22 protein-coding genes are annotated in these 26,873 nt (G+C 47.7%); 21 read left to right on the plus strand and 1 reads right to left on the minus strand.

What is annotated here, in order from left to right:
• Nucleotides 1-163: 163 nt before the first annotated feature.
• Entirely contained in the window at nucleotides 164-949 is a 786-nt protein-coding gene (locus NYE54_RS15315; protein ID WP_076323242.1) for a M15 family metallopeptidase, read from the minus strand.
• A 177-nt stretch (nucleotides 950-1,126) separates the two neighbouring features.
• On the opposite strand from NYE54_RS15315, the gene NYE54_RS15320 reads away from it, so the two are divergent.
• The 21 genes from NYE54_RS15320 (at nucleotide 1,127) to NYE54_RS15420 (ending at nucleotide 26,853) form a co-directional block, all read left to right on the plus strand.
• Nucleotides 1,127-2,101, plus strand: coding sequence for an aminoglycoside phosphotransferase family protein (locus NYE54_RS15320; RefSeq protein ID WP_339272923.1), 975 nt, complete (start codon nucleotides 1,127-1,129; stop codon nucleotides 2,099-2,101).
• 121 nt (nucleotides 2,102-2,222) lie between these two features.
• Nucleotides 2,223-2,819 (plus strand): hypothetical protein, encoded by a 597-nt coding sequence (locus NYE54_RS15325; protein ID WP_339272924.1) that lies wholly within the window; start codon nucleotides 2,223-2,225, stop codon nucleotides 2,817-2,819.
• Nucleotides 2,820-2,851: 32 nt separating this feature from the next.
• Nucleotides 2,852-3,613, plus strand: coding sequence for a class I SAM-dependent methyltransferase (locus tag NYE54_RS15330; RefSeq protein ID WP_339272926.1), 762 nt, complete (start codon nucleotides 2,852-2,854; stop codon nucleotides 3,611-3,613).
• Nucleotides 3,614-3,785: 172 nt separating this feature from the next.
• Nucleotides 3,786-5,006 (plus strand): amidohydrolase, encoded by a 1,221-nt coding sequence (locus tag NYE54_RS15335; RefSeq protein ID WP_339272927.1) that lies wholly within the window; start codon nucleotides 3,786-3,788, stop codon nucleotides 5,004-5,006.
• 9 nt (nucleotides 5,007-5,015) lie between these two features.
• A complete protein-coding gene (locus NYE54_RS15340; RefSeq protein ID WP_339272929.1) occupies nucleotides 5,016-6,485 on the plus strand; it encodes a HAMP domain-containing sensor histidine kinase in 1,470 nt (489 codons plus the stop codon).
• A gap of 3 nt (nucleotides 6,486-6,488) precedes the next feature.
• The gene (locus tag NYE54_RS15345) at nucleotides 6,489-7,184 is read left to right on the plus strand and encodes a response regulator transcription factor (protein ID WP_339272931.1); all 696 of its coding nucleotides are present in this window, start codon (nucleotides 6,489-6,491) and stop codon (nucleotides 7,182-7,184) included.
• A 132-nt stretch (nucleotides 7,185-7,316) separates the two neighbouring features.
• On the plus strand, nucleotides 7,317-8,801 hold the full coding sequence (locus tag NYE54_RS15350) for an S-layer homology domain-containing protein (RefSeq protein ID WP_339272933.1): 1,485 nt from the start codon (nucleotides 7,317-7,319) through the stop codon (nucleotides 8,799-8,801).
• Between the two features lie 160 nt (nucleotides 8,802-8,961).
• On the plus strand, nucleotides 8,962-9,723 hold the full coding sequence (locus NYE54_RS15355; RefSeq protein WP_339272934.1) for a DUF4253 domain-containing protein: 762 nt from the start codon (nucleotides 8,962-8,964) through the stop codon (nucleotides 9,721-9,723).
• Between the two features lie 405 nt (nucleotides 9,724-10,128).
• Nucleotides 10,129-11,844 (plus strand): alpha,alpha-phosphotrehalase, encoded by a 1,716-nt coding sequence (gene treC, locus NYE54_RS15360; protein ID WP_339272936.1) that lies wholly within the window; start codon nucleotides 10,129-10,131, stop codon nucleotides 11,842-11,844.
• A gap of 26 nt (nucleotides 11,845-11,870) precedes the next feature.
• Nucleotides 11,871-13,901, plus strand: a complete 2,031-nt coding sequence (gene treP / locus NYE54_RS15365; protein WP_339272937.1) for a PTS system trehalose-specific EIIBC component — start codon at nucleotides 11,871-11,873, stop codon at nucleotides 13,899-13,901.
• 64 nt (nucleotides 13,902-13,965) lie between these two features.
• Nucleotides 13,966-14,703: a trehalose operon repressor gene (gene treR, locus NYE54_RS15370; protein WP_339272938.1), complete on the plus strand. Its 738-nt coding sequence runs from the start codon at nucleotides 13,966-13,968 to the stop codon at nucleotides 14,701-14,703.
• Nucleotides 14,704-14,838: 135 nt separating this feature from the next.
• Nucleotides 14,839-15,621, plus strand: coding sequence for an SDR family oxidoreductase (locus NYE54_RS15375; protein ID WP_339272940.1), 783 nt, complete (start codon nucleotides 14,839-14,841; stop codon nucleotides 15,619-15,621).
• Nucleotides 15,622-15,656: 35 nt separating this feature from the next.
• Nucleotides 15,657-16,634, plus strand: coding sequence for a BadF/BadG/BcrA/BcrD ATPase family protein (locus NYE54_RS15380; protein ID WP_339272941.1), 978 nt, complete (start codon nucleotides 15,657-15,659; stop codon nucleotides 16,632-16,634).
• Nucleotides 16,635-17,133: 499 nt separating this feature from the next.
• Complete coding sequence (locus NYE54_RS15385) at nucleotides 17,134-18,123, plus strand: ABC transporter ATP-binding protein (protein ID WP_339272942.1); 990 nt, start codon at nucleotides 17,134-17,136, stop codon at nucleotides 18,121-18,123.
• Entirely contained in the window at nucleotides 18,120-19,118 is a 999-nt protein-coding gene (locus tag NYE54_RS15390; protein WP_339272943.1) for a dipeptide ABC transporter ATP-binding protein, read from the plus strand. The genes NYE54_RS15385 and NYE54_RS15390 overlap by 4 nt, the downstream gene beginning before the upstream one ends.
• A gap of 129 nt (nucleotides 19,119-19,247) precedes the next feature.
• On the plus strand, nucleotides 19,248-20,912 hold the full coding sequence (locus tag NYE54_RS15395) for an ABC transporter substrate-binding protein (RefSeq protein ID WP_339272945.1): 1,665 nt from the start codon (nucleotides 19,248-19,250) through the stop codon (nucleotides 20,910-20,912).
• A gap of 37 nt (nucleotides 20,913-20,949) precedes the next feature.
• The gene (locus NYE54_RS15400; RefSeq protein WP_339272947.1) at nucleotides 20,950-21,954 is read left to right on the plus strand and encodes an ABC transporter permease; all 1,005 of its coding nucleotides are present in this window, start codon (nucleotides 20,950-20,952) and stop codon (nucleotides 21,952-21,954) included.
• 12 nt (nucleotides 21,955-21,966) lie between these two features.
• Nucleotides 21,967-22,863, plus strand: a complete 897-nt coding sequence (gene nikC, locus NYE54_RS15405; RefSeq protein ID WP_339272949.1) for a nickel transporter permease — start codon at nucleotides 21,967-21,969, stop codon at nucleotides 22,861-22,863.
• 447 nt (nucleotides 22,864-23,310) lie between these two features.
• Entirely contained in the window at nucleotides 23,311-24,393 is a 1,083-nt protein-coding gene (locus tag NYE54_RS15410; RefSeq protein WP_339272951.1) for a Gfo/Idh/MocA family oxidoreductase, read from the plus strand.
• 164 nt (nucleotides 24,394-24,557) lie between these two features.
• The gene (locus NYE54_RS15415) at nucleotides 24,558-25,073 is read left to right on the plus strand and encodes a DUF3189 family protein (protein WP_339272952.1); all 516 of its coding nucleotides are present in this window, start codon (nucleotides 24,558-24,560) and stop codon (nucleotides 25,071-25,073) included.
• A 184-nt stretch (nucleotides 25,074-25,257) separates the two neighbouring features.
• Complete coding sequence (locus tag NYE54_RS15420; protein WP_339272954.1) at nucleotides 25,258-26,853, plus strand: spore germination protein; 1,596 nt, start codon at nucleotides 25,258-25,260, stop codon at nucleotides 26,851-26,853.
• The last annotated feature ends 20 nt before the right edge of the window (nucleotides 26,854-26,873 follow it).

Below are 26,873 nucleotides of genomic sequence, written 5' to 3' on the forward strand. Positions count from 1 at the left end.
ACGAACCTGTCTACTGCTGTTAATGTACGTGCTTAGTCCATACGGAGTACGTTGTCCGTCGGAAAAGGGATAAAATATGCGAATGTACCTCAAAAGCTTGAGCCAGGAAGAGACAGCAGGCAAAAAAAACGGACCCGTTATGGTCCGTTTCTTGAAATTTCGATTATTGGGATTGGCCCAGATACTGCTCAAGCGTGAGGTTTTGTCTCGTGATTTCTCCCGCAATATAGACACCAACGTAACGAACATGCCAAGGCTCATAAGAATAGCCGGTTAATTTCTCCTTGCCTTTTCCGTAACGAATGATAAATCCGTATTTCGGTGCATTGGCTTTCAGCCATTTGCCTTCCTTTGTATTTCCGAAGCTTTGCTCCAACGCATATCCTACGGAAGCACTGGATATATCCATGCTCAGTCCGGTCTGATGCTCGCTTTGTCCCGGACGCGCGCTTGTTTTGTTAGCGACGGCCTCGCCCTTATTACGGGCGTTGCGTTCGAATATGGCTTTTTGAGTGGCATAGGAACGGTAGCCCGATACGGCTTTGAGATCGATCCCGTCTTTCTTGGCTGCCGCAAACAATTTTTCCAGCGCAGATGCCGCTACTTTTTTCATCTGTTTTTTGGGACTTGGTCCCGAGAAGCTGAACGGAATATGGGGTACAACCAAGTCTTGCGGAACATAACTCGATGGTAGATTTCTTTGCTTGTTGACAAGTACAACGGTGCTTGATAGATTGGTGACCGAATTTAAACCGCGAACCGTTTTTAAAGTTCGGTTAGGAGCGTTGTTTTCCAAAAACTTCGTAAATGATAAGCTGGAAGAAGCTGCTGCGGCAGCTTCCGCCTTGCCAATGCCGGTGCTGCTTAGAAAACTGGATAAGGCTAGGCTTGTGACAACGGAACCAATGATGACCGTAGGTATGATGGATTTGACGATTTTTTTGTGCATGTGTGAAGTCCCTCCTCGTTAGCTATCTCTCAGTATATAAGAGAGTTATATCGGTAGAATCTCTGACTTGTTTCTGAATTGTAAACAAAATAGAATAGATCGAATCTGATAATAATCCAAAAATAGATTATAGTGATATAAAATAGGTGGGAATTTCCACATAAGGAGAAGTTTCACATGCAAAATGAACAGCTGCAAGAAATATTGAAGGAATACGGCATCCATGAACCCGAGATCACGTTTATTCGGCATAATGAAAATCGAACCTATAAGGTAAAAGGCCATGACGGAAGTACATATCTGCTTCGCATTCATCAACCGATAAAAGACGGCATGGCAGGTCAGCAGCATACCTATGACGGTCTGCTGGGTGAACTGCAAATGCTGGAGCATTTGTCAGGCTGGGATCAAATGCTTGTCCAAAGGCCGCTGCGGAATCGGGAAGGCGAGCTGATTACAATCATCGAACATGAGGGGAAGCGTTGGAATAGTTCCGTGCTTACCTGGCTGGAAGGAAGAGACTTGCATAAGGATGATGTAAGCGACCCGGTCATGGTCGAGAAGCTGGGGGCTCGTGTTTCAGAGCTGCACCGATTCTATGGTCAGTACATCCCGGAGGGCATGGATAAACGTCCAAGTCAGGGGATTAGCTACAATCAATATATGATCGGGGTTATAAAGCAAGGGTTAGCGAAAGAATTGTTTACTTCCTCCGATGTTTCCGTCATTGAAGACACGATATCGTTGGTTAACTCGCGGCTTGCGGATCGTGGGAACGAAGAAGCCTGGGGGCTCATCCATGGTGATTTAAGCTTGGGGAATATCATCATGACTTCGGATGGAGAACTGAGTTTTATCGATTTCGGTTTTTTCGGACCAGGTTATAATTACACGGATGTTGCAATGGGTGCCATGATGGTTCCCTCGGAGCTTCGGAATCTATTCCTGAGAGGGTATTATGGCAATGATCATACGGGACAAGATAAGCTTGTTCAGTTAGAAGGCTTCATGCTGCTGGCCATTATCGGATACTATGTCTTTCAAATGGAGAATGAATCCGTGCATGCATGGATGCGTGAAAGAATGCCGAAGCTGTGCGCCGATTACTGTAAGCCGTATTTGTCGGGTGAACGCATATTTTATTCCGTATAGTTCGATGACGAATTAGACGGTATCCGTGAAAGTTCATTATAAGCATTCAATCCCTTGGTATGCACAATGATCGGGTGATACGATATGAGATACATAACATAAGGATTAGAGGTGAAACCAAATGGCGGAAAGCAAACTTCTACTGCAACAAAAAGCTCTACAGGATGAAGCTTCTGAGGTAGCTGATGAACTTCGACTTTATGAATTGCTAAGTCAAGCAGGCGAACCGGTTCGTGTCGGCAGTTCAGCCCTCGGGTTGATGGTATGGAGAGACCTGGACATGACGGTAATATGCTCTCGGCTGACTCAGCAATTAATTGCACAAATCGCATCGGAACTCATGCTGCACGCTGGTGTTCGGGAACTGAAGTTCATAAACGATACCGGTGTATATAATACGGATCCCGCTTATCCCGATGGATTATACATTGGCCTAAAGTATAAGTCTCAGCAGGGGAAGGAGTGGAAAATGGACATTTGGTTCGTGGATGAACCGGAGAGACAACCCGACTTGAAACATATCGTCACGATGCCTGAACAGCTGACTCAGGAACGCCGGGAAGCTATTTTGCAAATCAAAAGTGATTGGGCAAGCCGTGATGAATATGGCAAGACTGTGCGAAGCTTCGATATTTATACAGCGGTTCTGGAAGAAAACATAAGGACACCGGAGCAGTTTCAGGCCTGGCTGGGCCAAAGGTCCATGAATAAAGAATGAAGCTGATGAATCAATAAGAGGAGAATTTACATATGGAGATTATCAAGCATAACCTAGACAGTTGGGAGCTTAAAGTAAAACAGAAAAATCAGTGGACGGTTCCTGTAAGCAGCGAGGAAATCCAGAACGCCAGAATGGGCGATTGGTCAATTATCGTTACCGCTACCAAGCCTGTGCCCAAAGAATGGTTTCCTGAACTAAGCGAAAAGAATGTGCTCTGTTTAGCTTCTGGAGGGGGACAACAGGGACCCGTGTTGGCCGCTGCGGGAGCGAATGTAACTGTATTGGATTTCTCCGAATCCCAATTGGAACAGGATCGCTTTGTGGCTGAGCGGGATGGATTGCCCATTCGGACAGTTCTTGGTTCTATGACGGATTTAAGCATGTTTGATTCGGAGAGCTTTGATTTGATCGTTCATCCGGTATCTAATCTTTTTGTGCCTGATATTCAGCCGGTCTGGCAGGAAGCATACCGTGTGTTGAAGTCTGGTGGTATTATGATAAGCGGCTTTATGAACCCGGCCTTCTACTTATTCGACTGGGAAATGGAAGAGAAGGGGATACTTCAGGTGAAACACACCCTTCCTTATTCGGAACTGGATTATGCGTCGGAAGAAGAGATCGTGAGAACCGGGGTATCATTGGAATTCGGACATACGCTGGAGCAGCAAATGGGAGGTCAGATCCGAGCAGGGTTTATGATTGGCGGTTTCTATGAGGATTCGTTCGGAGGCAAGAGACTGTTGGATCGTTATGCAAACAGTTTCATTGCGACAAGGGCCATAAAGCTTTAACATCCTGTCCTATTTCCAAGGGGTTCATTAGAAGAGTCATCCTATCGGGTGGCTTTTATTTTTTATGTATATGTAAAACATAAGCAAATCCTATTTTTTTGATATTATCCATATTATTTTTCCTGTGATAGCATGTTCGTATATCTAGTAAGTGGAGAGAGGAATGATGGATATGAGTTCAGCATTTTGGTTAACAAATGCCCGGTTAGAGAGCGGTTATGAAGTTCAAGATGGCGTAATTACGGGAACAAAGACGGAGATTCGCCACATATTCATAGAAGATGGAAAAATCGTGAAGATCGTAGCTTCGAATACAACCCTAACAGACCAATGGCCGCAGCACGATGTGAAGGGCTTATTGCTTCTGCCATCCTTTATCGAGAAGCACTGCCATTTGGATAAAACGCTGCTTGGTGACAGGTGGCGTTCAGTTACGCCGGTTTCCAGTATTTTCGAGCGTTTGGCGATCGAGAAAGCGACACTTCCTTCACTGGATACCTTGACGCAGGACCGTGCGGAACGACTGCTTGATATTTACCTGAAGTCCGGCGTGACGCATGTGCGTACGCATGTCGATATATATCCGGAAGTGGGATTAGACAATTTAGAAGCGGTTCAACAAGCATTAAGCGCATTTGAAGGAAAGTTATCTTATGAGATCGTTGCTTTTCCGCAACATGGTTTGCTGCACTCGAAATCAACGGAGTTAGTGAGACAAGCACTTCGCAATGGAGCAAACCTGGTCGGCGGCGTTGATCCGGCTACGGTGGATGGCGATATCGAAGCGTCTTTACAGGAACTGGTGGGGCTCGCTGTTGAAGCCAATGCAGGCATCGACCTGCATCTGCACGATGCCAATCATCTGGGGATCTTCACCATGAAGCGATTAGCTGAGTTAACCATTGAAGCGGGACTGCAAGGCAAGGTGGCGATTAGCCATGCCTTCGGATTGGGTGATATTCCGCCATCCCAAGCGCAAGAGATGGGGGACTTGCTGGCTGATGCGGGGGTCGCCATTATTACGAGTGTGCCGATTGGCCGCAAGTTTCCGCCGGTTGGCTTGCTGCACGAGCGCGGTGTAGAAGTTTTCGTCGGATGCGACAACATTTTTGATGTGTGGTCGCCCTTCGGAAACGGGGATGTGCTGGAGCGTGTCGGCCGATTGGCGGAAATATCCGGATGGGTGGATGAACGCGCGTTAGCGCAAGCGCTCCAATATATTACCGGTGGCACCACACCGCTTAATCATGATGGGGAGCAGGTATGGCCGCAGGTTGGAGACGTTGCCAGCATCGTATTTGTTGAAGCTTCTTGTTCCGCTGAAGCCGTTGCGAGAAGATCCAAACGCGTGGCGACGATGTTTCAGGGGAACATCGTTTCCGGTTCGTTTTAGGCGAATTTTATGTCCATTCGGATTAAATTGCTGCTGTCCTATACCGGTATGCTGGTCATTAGCTTGCTGGTCTTTGTCTTGACTGCGAGTTTGTTCACCATTGCGGCCACAGGCGATATTCACGGTATTCGGGATTTTTATAAAGTGCACTATCAGATTAACCCGCTCACGGAAGAAGAGGAGTCTATATTCCTCGAATTAAAATATCTTGCCAAGAACGAACCGGATGAGCTGCAGAACAAAGAGCTGCTATCGGAATATGATTTTAAGCTGAGAACCGTACGAGCGGGTCTGTATGTCCGGAGGGATAACGACCAGATCTTTGAGTCCAATACGATGAACCAGCCTGAATTGGAAGCGAGTCTGCCTCCATATGACCTGAACAACCATCAGATTCGTAATACCCTTAACATCGGTGAACGGTTTTATGCTTATGCCAAATATGATTTCCGGTATTCGGACGGTGCCAGAGGCAGTGTGTATGTGATTCGAGAGCGAAGTCCTTTCGGTGAAGTCACGCGCAAGCTGCTGCCCATTCTTGTCTTGAGTCTCGTTGGCATCGTTGTGGTTGCAAATGTATTGTTATATCGCTGGATTACGCGCAGCGTGGTCAAACCGCTTGATTTGCTTCGAAAATCGGCGGAACACATCAAGGAGGGAAATCTCCAGTTTTCTCTGGATTTGCATTCCAAGGACGAAATCGGCCAGTTGAACGAGACGTTTGAGAATATGCGGAAGCGTCTGCATGAGTCGATTCAACTCCGGCTTCAGGACGAAGAGAATCGGAAAGAACTGATCTCCAACATCTCTCATGATTTGCGCACGCCCATAACGAATATTAAAGGGTATATCGAAGGTATACGTGACGGCGTTGCAGATACGCCGGAGAAAATGGATAAATACGTGAACATCATTTACACCAAAACCACCGATCTGGATAAACTTGTGAATGAGTTGTTTCTGTATTCCAAGCTAGATTTAAAGCAGGTTCCGTTCATGTTTGAGCATGTCGATATCATCGGTTTTATAGACGATTGCATCGATGAGCAGCGCTATGTTTTGGAGGAAAAGGGAATACGGTTGGAGTGGAAGGAACGTACCGGTCCGTCTGTCGAGGTCATTGCCGATCTGGAAAAATTAAAACGAACGGTGCTCAATATCATCGAAAATGCCCAAAAATTCATGGACAAGGAGGACAAAACCATATGTGTCTCCACTCAGCTTTCTCCGGGATGGGTAACGGTTGAAATACGGGATAATGGGATGGGCATCGAGCCGGAAGCGATCCCTTATATATTCGAAAGATTTTATCGTGCGGAGCCATCCCGCAATTCTTCAACGGGCGGCAGCGGCCTGGGGCTTGCAATTGCCAGCCAGATCATCGAGGGACACGGGGGTACGATTTGGGTGGAAAGCGAGCCCGGCATCGGCACCAGTCTGTACTTTACCCTCAAACGAGCGACAAAGGAGGCAGTGTAATCCATGACCACACGCATTCTCATCATTGAAGACGAGACAACGATCGCTCAGTTGGAGCGGGATTATTTTGAGTTGAACGGTTTTCTGGTAGATCTATGCCATACAGGCAATGAGGGGCTGAAACTTGCCCTTAACGAGGACTACAATCTTATCATTATCGACCTGCAGCTTCCCGGAATGAATGGCTATGAATTATGCAGCCATATCAGGAAGAACAAGGAGGTACCGATTCTGATCGTTTCTGCTAAAAATGAGGAGATCGATAAAATTCGTGCCTTTAATCTCGGTGCCGACGATTACATTACCAAGCCGTTCAGCCCGAGCGAATTAGTCGCAAGAGCCAAGGCCCATCTGATGAGATATGTGAGGCTTATGGGCAAGCAAAGCCCAAGTCCAAGTTCAGAAATTAATATTCGCGGCTTGGTCATCGACAAATCGGCGCGAAGGGTGTTCGTACGCAATCAGGAAGTCACGTTTACGACCCGGGAGTTTAACTTGCTTGAATTTCTGGCAAGCCATCCGAACCGGGTGTTTAACAAAACAGAACTGTTTGAACGGATCTGGGGCATGGATTCCAGCGGGGATATTGCAACCGTAACCGTCCATGTCCGCAAACTGCGCGAAAAGATGGAACTGGATCCATCCAATCCACAGTATATTGAAACGGTGTGGGGGGCTGGCTATCGCTTTTCGGTCTAAACAATTTATAATTTTTTAATAAAAGTTTTCGAAACGCTTAATCCCAGCTTTCTTGGGAGTTTAGGACTCTCTTCTATCATGGAGATATGACGATCAACGTTCATATGTCAACGATTTAGGGAGGGTTTACAAATGAAAACATATTCTAATAAACTGGCGGCCATGATGGTGGCGGCTGCCCTGGGAACGGCTTCGCTTCCGTTTCATGTACTGCAGACCGAGGCTGCGGGAGCCCCGCTCGTTGCCCAGGATATAGAGCAAGCCACTCAAGTGCTGTCCCAGCTTCGCGTGATGCAGGGTTACCAGGATGGCACGATGGGGATAACCAGTCCCATTACGCGGGCAGAGCTGGCAAAAATGCTTGTGCTTGCGTTTGGACTTGAAGGCAAAGGAGATACAAAGCCAAGTTTCACGGATGTGAATTCAAACGCGTGGTATGAACGGTACGCAGCTGAGTTGGTAGCACAAGATATTATGCAGGCACCGGAGGGACGTTTTGATCCTCGGGGAATCGTTACCCATGCCGACCTGGTGCAAATGGTATCTAAGGCTCTGAAACGAGATGTGAAGTCCGTGGATGAATGGGCGAAGCGTTTTTATTCTGAGGAAGGCCATACCACACGTGGTCAAGCTGCCTACTTAATAAGCATTGCCCATGAGGCAATTCCGTCTGAAAAAGCCAACATCACGAGTGTCCGCGCACTGAATGCCATCACCATGATCGTTACCTTCGATGCTCCTTTGACGGCAGATAATGAGGCGTTTGCAAAAGCCAAAGAAGATTTTAAATTTAACAACGGGCTTGAAATCACCAACATGCCGCGTTTGAAGACGGGCTCAATTTCCACTTACATCGTCCCAACCTCCGTTCAAAAACCAGGTACATCCTATACGCTTACCTATAAAGGGAATACAGCAGGCATATTTACAGGTAATAGCACGAAGTTGGACATGACAGAGGCTAGACAAGTCGCTCAGGATACGTTTGAGTTGGAGGCACTTAAAGAGAATGGTGTCGTTGACTATGGTTATGTTATTTCCGCTTATAGCGGAGGCCGCGGAGCCAATGCATTCGTATTGGATGAGAACAACAGCGCCGATGGAAAAGTCTATCAGATCATATCCTCTGGTCAAGCCAGAGAAGTGACGATTACGCCTGCAGGCGGACAACCTATCGTGGCAAAATACGTACCCTTCACCCAGTCCACGGATGGCAAACAAGAGCCGAAATTCCGTTTACCTGAAGGCCAGACACTGACGCCGGGAGTTACCTATACCGTTACTTCGGATTGGGCACAGATTGCAAAACCTTCTTTCGTTGCGGGAAGTTTCGAACCGCTGGATATCATCGGAGCCGAGGTGATCAGTGACAGTTCCGTTTCCATTACATTATCCGAGGACCCTGGAGACGAGCTCTTCTCCGGACGGAGCATCGAATTGATTGACGCAGAAGGCGGCAAGCACATAGCAACCTACAAATATTCAAGCCGCAAGGGAGCCGTAGGCGTGTTTGATCTGACGCAGGAGGGCAAACTGAAGCCAGGAACGACTTATACGATTAAACCGGTCGGCGAATGGGCAGACGAAACAACGGCGGTTCTGACGGTGAATGAATAGAATACTGCACTGGACATGGCTGTTCAATATAAAGAGGACGAGTTTTACGCTCGTCCTCTTTATATTGATTTTTTGCGACTATGAAAATGGTTCTAACATTTGTAAAATCAAGGATAAGTGCTAATACTGGTTTCAAATCCGTCATGATGGAGGAGTACATATGATTGAAGAGCTTTCCCATTATTTAAGTGAATGTGATATTGAAGTTTTAGATCTGGACAGCTTAACGCTTCCTGCCATGAAAGAAGGGGAGCACAAGATTCTCATCGTTCCTGGTTATAATCTGGTGGAAATGATGGAAGAAATATGCGAAGAAGAATCCCTCTCTGCCTATGTGAACAAGGAACTGGAGTTGGTTCATCAGTTAACTTTGAAAGATGCACTTGTAAAAATAGTAGCTTCGCAATTATCTTATACGGATATTTCGCTGGAACCGGAAGAATTAGGAGGTAAAAGCTTTGAGGATTTGTATCGGACCTATTCTTTACTATGGGAGGGCAATGAAATTCTTAACGAAGAGATTTGCGAATCGGATACCGAGGCCTTTGACTGGAACACAACTTGGGTACAGGGAAAGGTGGAAGAGGACGAGCAAGTTATCCTGTTGACGTTACCGGCGGAAGCCGGATATGAAGCGCCGCTGTGGGTTCCAATGGGAGGTTATAACGAATGTCCGTTGCCCGAGTATCAGTCGGTGATTTTTAAGCATTTTCAGCAGAAGTATCAGATTAAAATTGTGGCCGTTTCGGAAGATACCTGGATTCTTCAGGCTGGAAGACGCCCGCAAACGCATGATGAAGCATTAAAACTGGCCAGGGAGCATTTTATCTTCTGTCAGTATGTCTTGGAACGATTTCCGTCTGTTGGACATTATGCAGATTATTTAATGAAGCATGATACATGGTATTTTTGGTGGGATTAAACGTCAGAAGCCGCGTGAAAAACGCGGCTTTTTTTATGCGGCCTATAGTCAAAATATACAAATGAATGGTTATTTTCGTTTTTTTGTTATAAAGCATCATCATCCTTAACAATCGAATATTAACCAAGTTCACCGATTGCCCTAATATGAAGTTACTTTCGTAATTTACCGGCATGCAGGCACGTTATGGAAAATTGTACCCTTCCATACGCAGAAGTACCTATCCCTGCGCTCCAAACATCCAGTAAGATCAAATTTATGAGCCGGTCGCGGAAATCACTTCATGATTGAAATCGCTATCATTCTGGGTATTATATGTTAAACGGTTGACAACCTGTATATACATGTATATGATTTTTCTATATGCAACCTGTATATACAAGATGGCGAGGAGGACGAAGTTTCATGTTGAACCCAGAAACCCAGTCTCAAGATTGGTGGAGAACTTCGACGGTTTATCAAGTCTATCCAAAGAGCTTCAACGACACGACCGGCCTAGGCACGGGCGATATACGCGGGCTCATGGAGAAGCTGGATTATATAAAAGGACTTGGCATCGACATTGTGTGGCTTCAGCCGGTGTATGTTTCTCCGCAAAATGATAACGGTTACGACGTTGCGGATTATTGCAGCATAGATCCTGTATACGGGACGATGGACGATTTCGACGAGCTTGTGGCTGAGTTGAAAAAAAGAGGCATGCATCTGATGATCGACATTGTCGTGAATCATTCTTCGACCGAGCATCGATGGTTTAAAGAAGCGGTGTCTTCTCGCAATAACCCGTATCGAGACTATTACATCTGGCGGGATCCCGCGGAAGACGGCGGTCCGCCCAACAACTGGCAATCCAAGTTTGGAGGACCGGCATGGCAATATGACGAAGGGAGCGGGCAGTATTACTTGACCCTTTTTGACAAAACGCAGGCAGACCTGAATTGGGAGAACGCGAAGGTCCGTGCGGAAGTCGTGGATATTCTCACCTTTTGGGCGGACAAGGGCGTAAGCGGATTCCGGATGGATGTCATCAATCTCATATCGAAAGATCCCTCGTATCCGAATGATGACGGTTCGGTAGCACCCGGAGACGGACGCAGGTTTTATACGGACGGACCGAGAGTGCACGAATACATTAAGGAATTGAACGAAAAAGTGTTCAAGCCTTATAATCTCGTCACGGTGGGTGAGATGTCCTCCACAACCCTGGAGCATTGCGTTCGTTACTCGAACCCGCAGGAGAACGAATTCTCCATGACGTTCAACTTCCACCATTTGAAGGTAGACTATCCCAACGGGCAAAAATGGGAGCTGATGCCTTATGATTTCGAGGAGTTGAAAAGAGTGCTCTCCGATTGGCAAATCGGCATGCAGAAGGGGGGCGGCTGGAATGCCCTGTTCTGGAACAACCATGATCAGCCGCGCGCGCTGACCCGGTTCACCAATGATGGTGAATTCCGCACGGAAAGTGCAAAAATGCTGGCTACGACGCTGCACGGATTGCAAGGCACGCCATATGTATATCAAGGCGAAGAGATTGGGATGCCTGATCCGAACTGGAATGATATATCCGAGTTTCGGGACATTGAATCCTTAAACATGTATGCCATTCTCCAGGAACAGGGTAAAACGCCGGAGGAGGCTGCCCACATCGTCAAGGTACGCTCGCGAGATAACTCCAGATTGCCTATGCTGTGGAATGACAGCGATCTAGCCGGCTTTACGACGGGGACGCCTTGGATCAAGATCGATGAGCGGTATCCGCTGATCAATGCGCAATCTGAAGTGGAAGATCTGCATTCGATCTATCATCATTATCGGAAGCTGATTGAAATGCGAAAGAACATTCCGGTGATGACGGACGGTGAATATGTTCGCCTGGATGAAGGCCATCCCGAAATCTATGCGTATGCCAGAAAGAACAAGGAGCAGACGCTTGTTGTGATTTCCAATTTCAGTGATCGCGACGTATCGTTCGAACTTCCTGAGAAGAAGCTAGTGAATCTGACAGAAATCCGATGGGCTCAGCTGCTAATCGGCAACACAACGGAAGAACCCGAGCTTACTCCAACGGTTGCACTTCGACCGTATGCATCCTATATGTGGCTTATCCATAACAACTAAATTCATAATGTCAGGAGCGAAGAGCTATGGCCCTTGATCGCAAAAACGTGGAGCGCATTGTCGAGGCAGTCGGTGGAAAAGACAATATCGAAGCCGCTACGCATTGCGTAACCCGTTTAAGATTTGCCCTTGTGGACGACAGCAAGGTGGATTCCAAAGCCCTAGATGAGAATGATTTGGTGAAGGGGCAATTCTCGTCCCAGGGACAGTTTCAGGTTGTGATCGGACCGGGTCTTGTCGACCAGGTTTACAATGAAATGATGGACATCACCGGCGGAGCAAGAGTATCGAAGGATGAAGTGAAGAACATTGCGAGTAAGAAGCAAAATCCGCTGCAGCGAGCGATCAAGACGCTTGCGGACATTTTTATTCCCATCCTGCCGGCGATTGTCATGGCAGGTTTGCTGCTTGGCATTAACAATCTGCTTACAGGACCGGGTATTTTCTATGAAGGTCAATCGTTGATTCAGGTCCATCCCGAGTGGGCAGACGTAGCCTCCATTATAAATCTAATTGCAAGCACCGCCTTTACGTTCCTGCCCGTCCTGATCGGATGGTCGGCAGTAAGACAGTTTGGCGGCAACCCGCTGCTTGGGATTGTACTAGGCCTGATCCTGGTAAATCCGGATCTGCTTAGCGCTTATCAATATGCGGATGCCAAGCTGGAAGGCACGGTTCCCGTCTGGAATCTGTTCGGCTTTGAAATGGAGAAAATCGGTTATCAAGGCCAGGTGCTGCCTGTTCTTGTTTCCGCTTATATTTTGGCCAAAATCGAGAAGTTTCTGAACAAACGGGTGCATGATTCCATTAAGCTGCTTGTCGTGGCGCCAGTAGCTCTGCTCGTGACCGGGTTCCTTGCATTCATTCTAGTGGGACCGATCACGTTTGCCATTGGTAACGTCCTCACTTCAGGTCTTGTCAGCATTTTTGATTCCTTTGCAGCCTTGGGTGGCCTGATCTACGGCGGACTGTATGCACTCCTTGTCATTACGGGGATGCATCATACGTTCCTTGCGGTGGACATTCAGCTCATCGGCAGTGAAGGGGGAACGTTCTTGTGGCCGATGCTGGCGTTATCTAATATTGCGCAAGGGGCCGCAGCGCTAGCCATGATGTTTATCATGAAGGAACAGAAGGCCAAAGGACTTGCCGTTACATCTTCCATCTCTGCCTTCTTGGGGGTAACGGAGCCAGCCATCTTCGGGGTTAACATTCGTTATAAGTATCCGTTTATCTTCGGTATGATTGGATCCGGGATTGCCGGCGTGCTGCTGGCCGTGAACAACGTTCTGGCTTCGTCGATCGGCGTGGGGGGCATTCCGGGATTCCTGTCCATATTCCCTAACCAGTGGGGCGTCTTCTTCATTGGCATGGCGATTGTATTGGTCATTCCGTTCACGGGGACATTGTTGTTCGGGCGTTACCATTTGTCCAAGCAGCATCGACATACAGCGAAAGAGAACGCTGCCGGCAACGTCGCAAGTGATCAAGCAGTAATGACGGAATCGAACGACAGTCGTCAATCTGAGTCATTCGAGTCATCGGAAACAGAGAATAGTTCAATTACGGAACCTGCCCAAAAAGCCGCAGTAGATATCATGGCACCAATCAAAGGGAAGGTGGTTTCCTTGTCTGAGGTACCCGACCCTGCTTTCGCCGAGAATCAGATGGGTCAAGGTGTTGCCATTATCCCGTCGGAAGGGAAAGTGTACGCTCCATTTGACGGTCAAGTCGCGCATTTGATCAAGAAGAGTAAACATGCGATTATTTTGACGGATACGAACGGGGTTCAGGTCCTGATTCACGTCGGAATCAACACGGTTTCCTTAAAAGGAGAGGGGTTCACGGCTCACGTGGAAACAGGTGCCGACATAAGCAAAGGGCAGCTGCTGCTTGAATTCGATATGAATCGGATTCAGGAAGCCGGTTTACCCGTCATTACGCCGATCATTATTCCAGACGGCCAAGAACAGGTTCAGAAGGTTACGGAGTATGAAGGCGAAGCGTTGCCAGGTGAAACGCGAGTGCTTCAAGTGACTCTTGGTAATGGAATTTGACAGGTTCTTATGTAACATGTAATGGCTGCTGGAAAATGGTACAATAGCTGATGGTGATAAAGGGATGACGAACAACATTTATTGGACGCTATACAAAGATTATGCTGACCAAATTGAAACCGGCGCTCTTCAACCCGGCAGCAAGCTGCCCTCGGAAAACGAGCTTACGGCCACCTATCAAATTACAAGGGAAACGGTACGTAAGGGACTCAATTTGCTGGCTCAAAACGGTTATATTCACAAGGTAAAAGGCAAAGGTTCATTTGTGCTGGATACAGGAAGAATGAACTTCCCGGTAACGGGGCTTGTCAGTTATAAAGAGCTTGCGGAACGGTTAGGCCGAAAGAGCCGAACGCTTGTATATGAGACGGAATGTGTTCCGGCCGGAGAGCGTATAGCGAAAGAGCTTCAAATTCGACCGGACCAACTTGTATGGAGGGTGATACGTGCCAGGGAAATCGAAGGGGAGCGCATCATTCTCGATATCGATTATTTGCTTGCCGACATCGTAACGGGTCTAACGAGAGATATTACTGGGGATTCGATCTATCAATACCTGGAGCAGGAGCTCCATCTGAAAATCAGCTACTCGAAAAAAATAATTTCCGTTGAACGAGCTACAACGATGGACCAGTCCTATATGGATCTTGGAAACGATACCCATGTTGTCGTAGTCCGGGGATACGTTCATTTGGAAGATACCACACTCTTCCAGTATACGGAATCGAGGCATCGATTGGATAAGTTTCAGTTCGTTGATTTTGCAAGAAGAGAATCCAATCATGATTTTGGAGACCAATAAAGAAGTGATCATCAAGCCGCGAATTTATCGCGGCTTTTTTGATGTCCTGACAGGAAAGAGGGAAACTCCTTCTCGATGTTGAAGCTATTTTAGTAGTAATTGTCTGATAAAGCATGGTAAAGGAGCCGATAGATCATGGATTTGGGACTGACAGGAAAGGTCGTGTTGATTACCGGAGGGAGCAGGGGCATAGGGCTTGAAACCGCGGTAACGTTTGCGCTCGAAGGTGCCAAGGTTGCTATTTGTGCACGGGACGAGGAGCAGTTAAAGACTGCGGCAGACCATATCCGGCAAGCAGCGGATTTCGAAGTGCTAACCATAGCAGCGGATGTCACGAAACCTGAGGACTGCATGCGAGCGGTGAACGATACGGTGCAGCATTATGGACAGCTTAATATTCTGGTAAACAATGCCGGAACCGCCGCTGCGAAATCATTTGAGCTGATCGATGACGAACAATGGGCATCCGATCTGGATCTCAAGCTGTTTGGCGCGATTCGATTTGCACGTGCAGCCGTCCCTCACATGCGAGAGTCCGGGGGAGGTGCGATTATTAATGTCACGACATCCTGGGCCAAAACACCGCCTGCTGGGTCCATGCCCAGCAGTGTCAGCCGTGCAGCGGGGCAAGCCATGACCAAGGCTATGAGTCTCGATCTGGCACCAGACCATATCAGAGTAAACACCGTATGTATCGGAATGATCCGCAGCGCACAGCTTGAAGAGCGATGGAAACGGGAAGAACCCGGACTCACATGGGAACAGTACGCGCGGGACACGCGCCACAGGATTCCGTTTGGACGTATTGGAAACACGCAAGAAGCGGCAAAAGTTATCGTATTTATGGCATCCGATGCTGCCTCATATGTTACTGGAACTTCCATCAATATTGATGGAGGGTCAGCTCCGGCTTTATAAGCCGTTAGCAATGAAAAACCCGGGAGGTTTTGGATATGAAGCATGAAGTTGTGATTGGAATTGATGGAGGCGGCTCGCAGACGCGCGTCATGGTCAGCGATTTGAATGGAAATGTTCTCTCCTATGCCGTTGGCGGAGCCTCCTCGATCCATAAAGACAGCCATGCGCACGAGAATGTTCAACAAACCATACGATCGTCACTTGCCCTGGCGAGCTGCGGCGTAGATCAAGTCAAGGGTCTATATGCGGGAATAGCGGGTTACGAGTCGGATCAAGACATGGAGTGGGTAACTCGTTTAACCGCTATTGAAGGACTCGATTGTCCGAAATGGTACGTGAACGATTCTCTTGTCGCGCATGCAGGTGCATTCATGGGCAATCCAGGAATCGTTGTTGTGTCGGGGACGGGGTCCATGATTCTGGGAATAACCGAACAAGGGATTCCTATTAGAAATGTGGATTTCCATCATTATGCCGCCAGCGCTGCGAGATTTCTGTCTTATGATGCTGTGTATCAAATATTGGCCGGGAAAATCCATCCATCCGATGAATCGTTGGTCCGCGAAATTCAATCCTTTTGGGGAGTCGAAAATAGGGATCAACTTCGAATGTTGGCGTCTTTGGGTTTTATTAAAGATCGACAAGAGCGAGACAAGAAGTTCGGGGAGATGGCTCCTCTTATCACGACTGCAGCTGAAGTCGGAAGCCGATTAGCTCGGAGCGTGTGCGATGAAGCCATGAAGCAAATCATGGTAGGTGTTGAGATTCTAGGTTCATTCTTTGAGTCAGATCATGTATCGGTAACCGGGATCGGCAGTGTCATAAACTGCGCTTATATGAAGTCAAAACTAATGAGCAGCTTGCAATCGGGCATAAACAAACATTATGAATACCGGAACCCCCAATTATCGGCCGCTGCCGGCGCTGTGCTTATGGCACTTCGGAGTTTGGGGTTGCAGGTTGATTCCCATAGGGTTGAATCCATGCGCAGGCACCCTCATGCTACATGGTAGAGTATCTTTGAATGACTAAAAGTATTTGATCTCTGATCAAATACTTTTTTTATTTTTCACTGGAATACAGGGTGTGATCTAAATTGATTAATTAAATCCATGTTCACCAAATGAATTCACTAGAATCATGATGCTTGGTTGTTAACTTTTAGTCCAATGCTTGTTCTATATTCTGGAGTTTAACCTAAATATTCCATAAACATAACATAGTAAAACTAGTAAATATTTCTTGTCTAACCTGAAAAAATGATGTAAAGTAACATATCAAACAAGCAATATTTGGTTTTATTTCAGAAATTTTGACATATCAATTGACCACAGATCAATTAATATGTTGATTTCAGTCGAAAGGTTAGAGGCTGTGGTTAGATAAGTCGAATCGACTGGAACAACTCACTCAAAGTTTCATAGGATTGTCTTCTGTATTAGGTGCTTCCGCGCATGTCTTATCTATCGGAGGGCTGCAAAATCTATCTTTTTACAGAAAAGAGGCTGTGATATGAGTCAACCCATTTTGCAGATTCGAGATTTGCACACACACTTTTTTACAGACCGAGGTGAAATTCCCGCTGTCGATGGTGTGAGCCTTTATGTTAGACCTGGAGAAGTGCTTGGCGTCGTTGGTGAATCTGGCTGTGGCAAAAGCGTGACATCGCTGTCGGTTTTGAAACTGATTCCACAGCCTCCAGGCAAAATTACCGGTGGTTCGATCTTATTCAAGGGACAGGATATCGTCCCGTTAAAAGAACGCGAGTTGCGTCAGATTCGGGGAAATGCGATCTCCATGATTTTTCAGGAGCCGATGACGTCGCTAAATCCGCTATTTACCGTGGGCCAGCAAATCGGGGAAACGGTCCGCCTGCACCGGGGGGTTAGTAAGAAAAACGCGAGGGTACATACCGTGGAAATGCTGAGAAAGGTTGGCATCGCTAGGCCAGAGTCCATCATTGATGAGTACCCCCATCAGTTGTCGGGAGGAATGCGTCAGCGGGTCATGATCGCGATGGCGATTTCCTGTAATCCGGAACTGCTTATCGCTGATGAACCGACGACCGCATTGGATGTAACGATCCAGGCTCAGATCCTCGATCTGATCCGATGCTTGAATGAGGAGTATAAAACAGCGGTCATGTTGATCACGCATGATCTTGGCGTCGTCGCAGAAATGTGTCATCGCGTTACAGTCATGTACGCTGGGAAGGTTGTAGAGGAAGGCAGTGTGCACGATATATTCAAAAAACCGCTTCATCCCTATACCCGGGGTCTTATCAAGTCGGTTCCGCGAATGAAAGAGCAGCGCAGACGGCTGTTCTCCATACCAGGCAATGTGCCGATATTGAATACCCGGATGAAGGGCTGCCGCTTTGCCGAGCGATGCTCGGATGTCATGCCGCTGTGTCTCGAACAGCTTCCTGAACTGAAAGAATACGAAGCGGCACACAGCTGCCGATGCTGGCTGCATGAAACTCCGAAGGAGGAAGTCATATGAGTGAACCATTGCTGCAGGTGGAGCATCTGAAAAAGTACTATTCCTTGGGAAAGCGGTGGTTCGGAAAATCCGAGCAGCAAGTGATCAAAGCAGTCGATGACGTTTCCTTTTCCGTGCTGAAAGGAGAGACGTTTGGTTTGGTGGGTGAAAGCGGATGCGGTAAATCGACAGCAGGCCGTTCGATCCTGCGGCTAATCGAACCGACGGCCGGCAGGGTCCAGTTTAATGGACAGGATCTTACTTCATTATCTCCCGAAGAACTTCGCTTACAGCGCAAAGATATGCAAATCGTCTTTCAGGACCCATTTTCTTCCCTGAACCCACGGCATACCGTCCAGCGGATATTGGAGGAACCGCTCATCGTGCATGGAGTAGGGAACGCAAAAGAACGGCGTAACCTTATCAGTCGCTTGATCGAAGTCGTCGGTTTGTCGCACAGCCATCTCCAGCGTTACCCGCACCAATTCTCGGGCGGTCAGCGGCAGCGGATCGGCATCGCCAGGGCCTTGTCGCTGCAGCCGAAGCTGATCGTTGCGGATGAACCCGTGTCGGCACTCGATGTGTCCATTCAGTCGCAGGTTATCAATTTGCTGCAGGATCTGCAGGAGGAGTTTGGACTTACCTATATTTTTATCGCACATGATCTAAGCGTGGTGAAGCATATTTGCGATCGTATCGCCGTTATGTATCTTGGCCGAATCGTGGAGATTTCCGATAAGAACAGGCTTTACGAAACACCGCAGCACCCATATACGAAAGCGCTTTTTTCTGCAGTCCCTGAGCCTGACCCCGATATCAAAACCGAGAGGATTATTTTGCAGGGTGAAGTGCCGAGTCCGGCAAACGCGCCGGTCGGCTGCGCTTTTCACACCCGTTGTCCGATGGTGATGGATATTTGCCAAACGTTGCGCCCCGAGCTTACGGAAACGGAGCCTGGCCATCTGACGGCCTGCCATTTGTTCACAGGATCGGATGCTACCGGAAGAGCCGTATAATTCGACCGACTGGTACCCATTAACTAACAATTGTTGCAGCACTTTTCTTCTTTCTGGTTTATAGCCGGGACAAGTCGTCCGGGCCTTATATAAACAAAGATACTTTTGTAATAAGAAGGGAGCCACAATATGAGAGTGAAAAGTTGGAGCAGTGTCGTGTTGGCATTGATGTTGTGCGGAGTTGTTATCCTTGCCGGATGCAGCGGAAGTAAGGGCAGCAGCAATAACGGTGCAACAGGAACGGATACGGGGGGGAAAACAGAAACGGCAAACCCGCCACAGTCCACACAGGATACATTAATTGTCGGGCGGGGTGGCGATTCCGCATCCCTGGATCCCGCAATCGTTACAGACGGCGAATCGCTTAAAATCACGCATCAGGTGTTTGACTCTTTGCTGGAATATAAGGAAGGAACGACCGAAGTTCAAGGCTCACTAGCCGAGAGCTGGACGGTTTCCGAAGACGGCCTGAAGTACACCTTCAAGCTTCGTCAAGGCGTGAAATTCCATGACGGAACCGATTTTAACGCCGATGCCGTCGTCTTTAACTTTACCCGCTGGTCGGATCCAAAAAGTGAGTACAAATTTGAAGGTGACTCTTTCGACTACTACGACTCCATGTTCGGCCCCGACGGAAAACGCATCATCAAAGAAGCGAAAGCAGTCGATGCGAATACCGTTGAATTTACGCTGAATCAACCGCAAGCACCGTTTCTGCAAAATCTGGCGATGTCCTCCTTCGGCATAGCCAGCCCTGCGGCCATTCAAGAGAAGAAGGAGAACTTCAAAAACGAACCGGTTGGCACCGGACCTTTTGTCTTTAAGGAATGGAAGCGCAACGATTCAATTACCCTGGAGAAAAATCCAAGCTATTGGAGAGAAGAGCTTCCAAAATTAAACAGAGTGATTGTACGCTCTATTCCCGACAACTCTGCACGCTTCAATGCGCTGCAAAGCGGGGAAATCGATCTGATGGAAGATTTGAGCCCGGACGACTTGGCCACGCTCGAAGGCAATCCGAATCTGCAAAAAATCGAACGCCCTTCTAATAATGTAGGTTATGTCGGCTTCAATCTAAAGCAAAAACCCTTTGATGACGTGAAAGTAAGGCAGGCATTAAGCCATGCCGTCAACAAACAGGCGATTATTGAGGCCTTCTTCGCTGGTCAAGCCATCCCGGCTGTAAATCCATTGCCGCCTTCCCTGTGGGGGTATAACGACAGCATTCAGGATTATGAATACGATTTAGAAAAGGCGAAGCAGTTACTGGCCGAAGCGGGGTACCCGAACGGTTTGCCTGATGAGTACACGTTCTATGCCATGCCGGTTCCCCGTCCGTACATGCCGGATGGCAAAAAGGTAGCCGAGGTCATTCAAGCCGATTTTGAGAAAATTGGGGTAAAGGTCAAGATCGAATCTCCAGAATGGGCTACTTATCTGGACGATGCAAAAGCCGGGGAGAAAGCCGACATCTTTATGCTCGGCTGGACGGGCGATAACGGCGACCCGGATAACTTTCTGTACACGCTGCTTGATAAAGACGCCATTCCGTCTAACAACTACAGCTATTATGCCAATGATAAGCTGCACGAGATTTTGATTGCCGCTCAAAAAGAAACCGAACAGTCCAAACGAGAAGAGCTGTATAAACAAGCACAAGACATCATAAAAGTCGATGCTCCGTGGGTTCCGCTTGTGCATACGACACCTCTCCTGGCGGCCAAAGCAAATGTGAAGGGATTCGTACCGGCGCCAACCGGCACAGAGTATTACTATAACGTCTACTTTGAATAACGGGTTGTACCACATTGTCTTTGGCAGGTGAATTATTTTGAAATCCTATATTTTAAAGCGATTATTCATCATGGTTCCTGTTTTGATCGGTATGACGATGATTGTATTTTCCATTATTCATGCAATCCCTGGTGACCCGGCGGAAACCATTCTGGGACAAAAGGCGACGGAACAGTCCAAGGAAGCTCTCCGTGAACAATTGGGACTTCATAATCCGTGGTACCAGCAATATTTCACGTACATCGGAGATTTGCTCCAAGGTGATCTTGGACAATCCATCCGTACCAAAGTGCCGATTGCCGAGGAAATCACCCCTTATTTGGCAGCGACTGCCGAGTTGACGTTTGCCGCTATGGCGTTTGCCATCATTTTCGGCGTTAATGCTGGAATTATAAGCGCCTGGAAACAAAACTCATGGTTTGATTACATTAGTATGCTGGTTGCGCTTATCGGAGTATCGATGCCCATCTTTTGGCTTGGGTTAATGGAACAGTGGATTTTCTCTCTCGAGCTGCAATGGTTGCCTTCGATCGGTCGGATGAATCAACGGGATCCGGTTGAAGCCGTTACGAATTTATATTTGCTTGATAGCATTCTCGCCGGACGATTCGATCAATTGTGGACGGTGATCAAACACCTGATCCTGCCAAGCGTGGCGTTGGGTACGATTCCAATGGCGGTCATCGCCAGAATGACGCGTTCGAGCATGCTGGAGGTCATGAACTCTGATTATGTCCGCACGGCAAAAGCCAAAGGGCTGTCCCAATTTTTTGTCGTCTACAAGCATGCACTTAAAAATGCGTTTATTCCGGTGCTTACCGTCATCGGTTTACAAACCGGGGCGCTGTTGGGAGGAGCTGTATTGACGGAGACGATTTTTGCCTGGCCAGGCGTAGGACGGTACATTTATGAAGCGATCAGCTCACGCGATTACCCGGTGATTCAATCCGGCATTCTGATCATCGCTTTTGTATTCGTTTTCATTAATCTGATTGTGGATTTGCTGTATGCAGCAGTGGATCCGCGCATTCGCTACCGGTAAGGAGGGGTGACCATGCCACAGATTATGGCGCACACTAGCGACAGCCCTGCCGTCTCCATCGAGAAGGTTTCCGAACCTTGGAGGGATGCGTGGGGAGCTTTCCGCAAGAATAAAATGGCGATGCTCGGACTGTTCATGATTGTAGCCTTCATTGTTATTGCACTCGTTGCGCCGCTTATTGCACCCTATGATTATAAAGCCCAAGAGCTGACCGATCGGTTAAAGCCCCCATCTGTGGAGCATTGGTTCGGGACAGATGATCTGGGGCGTGACATACTCAGCCGGGTGCTGCACGGGGCTCGTATTTCATTGTGGGTCGGTACTTTTTCCGTGATTGGCTCCATCATCCTGGGAACGTTTTTTGGGTTGCTCGCGGGTTTTTACGGGAAATGGATGGATATGTTGATCTCGCGTATTTTCGATATTTTGTTGGCGTTTCCGAGTATCCTGCTGGCAATTGCGATTGTAGCCATACTGGGGCCCTCGCTGCAAAATGCGCTATACGCGATCGCGATAGTCAACATACCGACCTATGGCCGATTGGTTCGGGCCAAGGTGCTTAGCTTGAAGAACGAGGAATACATCACTGCTGCGCAGGCGATTGGGATGAAGAACCGCGGTATATTATGGCATCACATACTGCCAAACAGTCTGACTCCGATTATCGTGCAAGGCACGCTGGGCATCGCAACAGCCATCATCGAAGCCGCAGCACTCGGGTTTCTGGGGATGGGCGCCCAGCCCCCCGCTCCGGAATGGGGGAAGATGCTGTCCGATTCGCGGCAATTTATAGCGACGGCTCCGTGGACGGTCGTATTTCCCGGTGTCTCGATCATGCTGACGGTACTCGCCTTTAACCTGATGGGAGACGGACTGCGCGATGCATTGGATCCGCGAATGAAAAGTTAATATACCCTAAGATAAGTAGGCTGCCGGGAGACCCCCGGCAGCTTACTATGTCAATACATCTATACGGGAACTTTAAACATTCCGGCTTGTCGCATAGACCAGTACATGTTGGGGAAGTGCCGGCTCGTTTCTCCAGCATGGAAATTCCAGCTGCTTGATACGTACTTCTTTATTAAACTGCAGAGTAAATTCTGTGCGGTTCTTTGCAATTCAGATTAATGTCGTAATTTTATATATGATTTGTCGCATAGTTGGACTAAAAAAATGAGTAAGATGTGATACCTTATATGTGGATGTCATGGCAGCTAAGTTTATATCCAGAGACCCAAGAGATGTTGTGGCAGAATTACATACATATAAGCCCGCCTGCTCTTTATAGCGTTATGGATAGGCAGGACTTTATATTTGAAGTTATAAAAAATTAATGAAAAGTGATGGTGATGATTTATGTCTAAAGTTTATCGTATTGGAATTATCGGCTGTGGCGGAATCGCAAACGGGAAGCATCTGCCGAGCTTAAGCAGATTAAACAACGTGGAGCTCGTGGCATTCTGCGATATCGTCCTAGAAAAGGCAGAAGCCGCGGCTAGCAAGTACGGTATTGAGGAAGCTAAAGTGTACGGCGACTATAAGGAGTTGCTGCAGGATCAAAGCATCGATATCATTCATGTTCTGACGCCTAATGACTCGCATGCCGAGATTTCCATTGCTTCGCTTGAAGCAGGTAAGCATGTTATGTGTGAAAAACCGATGGCAAAAACGGCTGCGGATGCCAAGCGGATGATGGAAACCGCGAAACGCACCGGCAAGAAATTGACAATCGGATACAATAACCGTTTCCGCCAAGACAGTCTTTACCTGAAACAAGTATGCGAAGCCGGTGAACTCGGAAATATTTATTTTGCCAAAGCTCATGCCGTACGAAGAAGAGCTGTTCCGACTTGGGGCGTATTTTTGGATGAGGAAAAACAAGGCGGTGGTCCGCTTATCGATATCGGTACGCATGCTCTCGATTTGACCCTCTGGATGATGGATAATTACAAACCGAAGATTGTTCTCGGTACCACATACCATGAGTTGTCCCGCAAGGAGAACGCGGCAAACGCTTGGGGACCATGGGATCCGGAAAAATTCACTGTCGAAGATTCCGCTTTCGGCATGATTGTGATGGAGAATGGCGCGACCATTATGCTGGAATCCAGCTGGGCGCTCAATACGCTGGATATCGATGAAGCCAAATGTACGCTGAGTGGTTCGGAAGGTGGAGCCGATATGAAGAACGGTCTTCGCATCAACGGCGAGAAGTTCAGTCGTCTGTACACTAACGAAATCGAATTGAATTCCGGCGGAGTGGCGTTCTATGACGGGAAGCAGGAGCAGGCTCCGGATGTTGAGATGAGAAGATGGATCGAGGCGATTGATCAGGATAAGGATCCTGTCGTAACCCCAGAACAAGCTTATGTTGTGTCTCGGATTTTGGAAGCTCTATACGAATCCGCCAAACTCGGCAAAGCCGTTTACTTGGACTAAGTTTATATCCATATCATAATTCATAATGCAAAAAAGCCCTGATGATCAGGGCTTTTTTTTATTTTCGGTACATGCTTAATCTAGCAAAATATGTGATGGGGAGGAATGGATATAGATTAATGGGGAATAATAAGCTCATTACATAATGAAGGCGGGTTGATGAAATGATATTTATTTATAATGATTACGGTGGAACGCATACGACCTCACTGGCAGCAGCGTACCATCTCAATAAATTACCTACGAATCGGCAGCTTACAACCGAGGAAATTCTGGCCGTTGACTATTTCAATAAACTAAATAGGTCCGACATGGGCAAACTCGTTTTCCACGGACTGGATGAGAATGGGAATCCGGTGTACACCATTGGACGGGGCTCATCTAAGCTAGTCATTCCAGCTTTAAAAAATTTAAGCCTCATTCTTCAAGACAAATATCAGAACACGGAACCTATTGTGTTTTCCAACACTTCGCCTACTGTTCCATTGGTCATGACGATCGGGGGATTTTTGTCCAGAGGATTAAAATTGGGTTTTGTCGGCGATCCGCTATTAGTGGCAGGTGCAAAGAAATGCTGCGGTATTATCCGTGAACTTGTTCTACATACCAAACAGACCGCAGCCGCCAGGTCCGGTACGGAGTCCGTAATCGTGATTGAGAACAAAAATTATTCTTCATAGTTATTCGAAGTCTAAAATCCATATGAGAAGATAATCCCGGATTTCACAGGTTTATCTTCTTTTTTTGATGAGCCAAATAGGCCTCAGCGTTTTCTGGTATAAAGAGCTGAAGTGTATGAAGTTTACAGCTGGTTTTCTTCGGTAATAATGTGGGAATAGCATCTGTGAGAGGAAGGATATTCCCATGCGGTATCGAAGAAGAAGCGGCCATTCCATCAAAAATAGAACCAAAGATACCCTACCAGCTAATACTTCGACAACAGATCCCGATGCTTTAAGTCCGGATATAAAAAGTAGTCTAAACCATATCAGAGCAGCCCTCGGCAACAGTACTGATATCGTGATCAGGGAAATTCCGCTGGATGAAGAGGAGAAACACTATATCGCTATCCTCTATACGGACGGCTTGGCCGACCAAAAGATCATTTCGGAATCCATCATGATGGTCGTAGCTGACACTGCTAAATCCCTGGTGAGGGAAGATACGGAACATCCGAAGCCATTCGATGGGCAAAAGATATTAGAAAACATTTCCTTTATCAATAATGAGATTCAGTCCATTTATGATTATAAAAAGTTGTTCCATTCCTTATTGTCGGGGGACACCATTTTTCTGGTAGATGGATTGGACCGAGGCATCGCAGCAGGTACACGTGGATGGAAGGACCGCGGGGTCATGGAAACGTCGGCGGAAAATGTCGTCCGCGGTCCACGCGAATCCTTTACGGAGTCGCTTCGAACGAATACGGCTTTGATTCGTCGAAAGATCAAGGATCCTCATCTGTGGATGGAAACGAAGCAGATCGGCCGAATTACGCAAACGGACGTCGCCATGATGTACATCGATGGCATTGCCAACGAGAAGATCGTCGGGGAAGTCCGAACCCGGCTTGAACGAATCGATGTGGACAGCATTTTGGAGAGCGGATATATCGAGGAATTGGTGCAGGATAAGACCTTGACTCCATTTCCCACGATTTATAATACCGAACGTCCCGATGTGGTCGCGTCCGAGCTGCTTGAAGGCAAAATCGCTATTATCGTAGATGGCACCCCATTTGTTCTGATCGTTCCGGCCCTATTTGTGTCTTTCTTGCATGCTGCGGAAGATTACTATCAGCGCGCGGATATCAGTTCATTCCTGCGGATGCTGCGCTACCTGAGCATATTCATTTCGTTGCTTGGGCCTTCCCTCTATGTAGCCATAACCACGTTTCATCACGAAATGCTGCCGACCCAGCTCCTGTTCGGGCTGGCTGGACAACGTGAGCAAATTCCGTTTCCCGCCTTCGTCGAGGCCGTCCTCATGGAGGTCACCTTCGAGATTCTGCGGGAAGCAGGCGTGCGGCTTCCCAAAAATATCGGATCCGCTATTTCCATCGTAGGAACGTTGGTCATAGGGCAAGCCGCCGTCGAAGCGGGGATCATCTCTCCCGCCATGGTCATCGTGGTTGCGATAACGGCCATTTCCAGCTTTGTCGTTCCATCTTTCAATATGTCCATTGCTTTTCGGATGCTTCGATTTCCGTTAATGGCGCTTGCCGGATCATTCGGCCTGTTCGGCATCCTTGTCGGGATTATCGCTCTTATTCTGCATTTGTGCAGCCTCCGCTCGTTCGGAATCCCGTATATGTCGCCTTTCGCGCCGTTAATTCCGGAAGGGCAAAAAGATACGATATTGCGGCTGCCACAATGGATGCTGATGAACCGTCCCCGACTGATCAATCAGAACAACGAAAAGCGCAAAACAAGCACACCTCCCCAAAAATCGCGGGAATAGATGAATGCACACCAGCGGGA

This window comes from Paenibacillus sp. FSL K6-1330, assembly GCF_037976825.1.
Lineage (GTDB): Bacteria > Bacillota > Bacilli > Paenibacillales > Paenibacillaceae > Paenibacillus_AQ.

Bases quoted from the DNA above. Each gene is read 5' to 3' on its own strand.
- NYE54_RS15315 (WP_076323242.1), bottom strand. From the start codon at position 949: ATGCACAAAAAAATCGTCAAATCCATCATACCTACGGTCATCATTGGT.
- NYE54_RS15320 (WP_339272923.1), top strand. From the start codon at position 1,127: ATGCAAAATGAACAGCTGCAAGAAATATTGAAGGAATACGGCATCCAT.
- NYE54_RS15325 (WP_339272924.1), top strand. From the start codon at position 2,223: ATGGCGGAAAGCAAACTTCTACTGCAACAAAAAGCTCTACAGGATGAA.
- NYE54_RS15330 (WP_339272926.1), top strand. From the start codon at position 2,852: ATGGAGATTATCAAGCATAACCTAGACAGTTGGGAGCTTAAAGTAAAA.
- NYE54_RS15335 (WP_339272927.1), top strand. From the start codon at position 3,786: ATGAGTTCAGCATTTTGGTTAACAAATGCCCGGTTAGAGAGCGGTTAT.
- NYE54_RS15340 (WP_339272929.1), top strand. From the start codon at position 5,016: ATGTCCATTCGGATTAAATTGCTGCTGTCCTATACCGGTATGCTGGTC.
- NYE54_RS15345 (WP_339272931.1), top strand. From the start codon at position 6,489: ATGACCACACGCATTCTCATCATTGAAGACGAGACAACGATCGCTCAG.
- NYE54_RS15350 (WP_339272933.1), top strand. From the start codon at position 7,317: ATGAAAACATATTCTAATAAACTGGCGGCCATGATGGTGGCGGCTGCC.
- NYE54_RS15355 (WP_339272934.1), top strand. From the start codon at position 8,962: ATGATTGAAGAGCTTTCCCATTATTTAAGTGAATGTGATATTGAAGTT.
- treC (WP_339272936.1), top strand. From the start codon at position 10,129: ATGTTGAACCCAGAAACCCAGTCTCAAGATTGGTGGAGAACTTCGACG.
- treP (WP_339272937.1), top strand. From the start codon at position 11,871: ATGGCCCTTGATCGCAAAAACGTGGAGCGCATTGTCGAGGCAGTCGGT.
- treR (WP_339272938.1), top strand. From the start codon at position 13,966: ATGACGAACAACATTTATTGGACGCTATACAAAGATTATGCTGACCAA.
- NYE54_RS15375 (WP_339272940.1), top strand. From the start codon at position 14,839: ATGGATTTGGGACTGACAGGAAAGGTCGTGTTGATTACCGGAGGGAGC.
- NYE54_RS15380 (WP_339272941.1), top strand. From the start codon at position 15,657: ATGAAGCATGAAGTTGTGATTGGAATTGATGGAGGCGGCTCGCAGACG.
- NYE54_RS15385 (WP_339272942.1), top strand. From the start codon at position 17,134: ATGAGTCAACCCATTTTGCAGATTCGAGATTTGCACACACACTTTTTT.
- NYE54_RS15390 (WP_339272943.1), top strand. From the start codon at position 18,120: ATGAGTGAACCATTGCTGCAGGTGGAGCATCTGAAAAAGTACTATTCC.
- NYE54_RS15395 (WP_339272945.1), top strand. From the start codon at position 19,248: ATGAGAGTGAAAAGTTGGAGCAGTGTCGTGTTGGCATTGATGTTGTGC.
- nikC (WP_339272949.1), top strand. From the start codon at position 21,967: ATGCCACAGATTATGGCGCACACTAGCGACAGCCCTGCCGTCTCCATC.
- NYE54_RS15410 (WP_339272951.1), top strand. From the start codon at position 23,311: ATGTCTAAAGTTTATCGTATTGGAATTATCGGCTGTGGCGGAATCGCA.
- NYE54_RS15415 (WP_339272952.1), top strand. From the start codon at position 24,558: ATGATATTTATTTATAATGATTACGGTGGAACGCATACGACCTCACTG.
- NYE54_RS15420 (WP_339272954.1), top strand. From the start codon at position 25,258: ATGCGGTATCGAAGAAGAAGCGGCCATTCCATCAAAAATAGAACCAAA.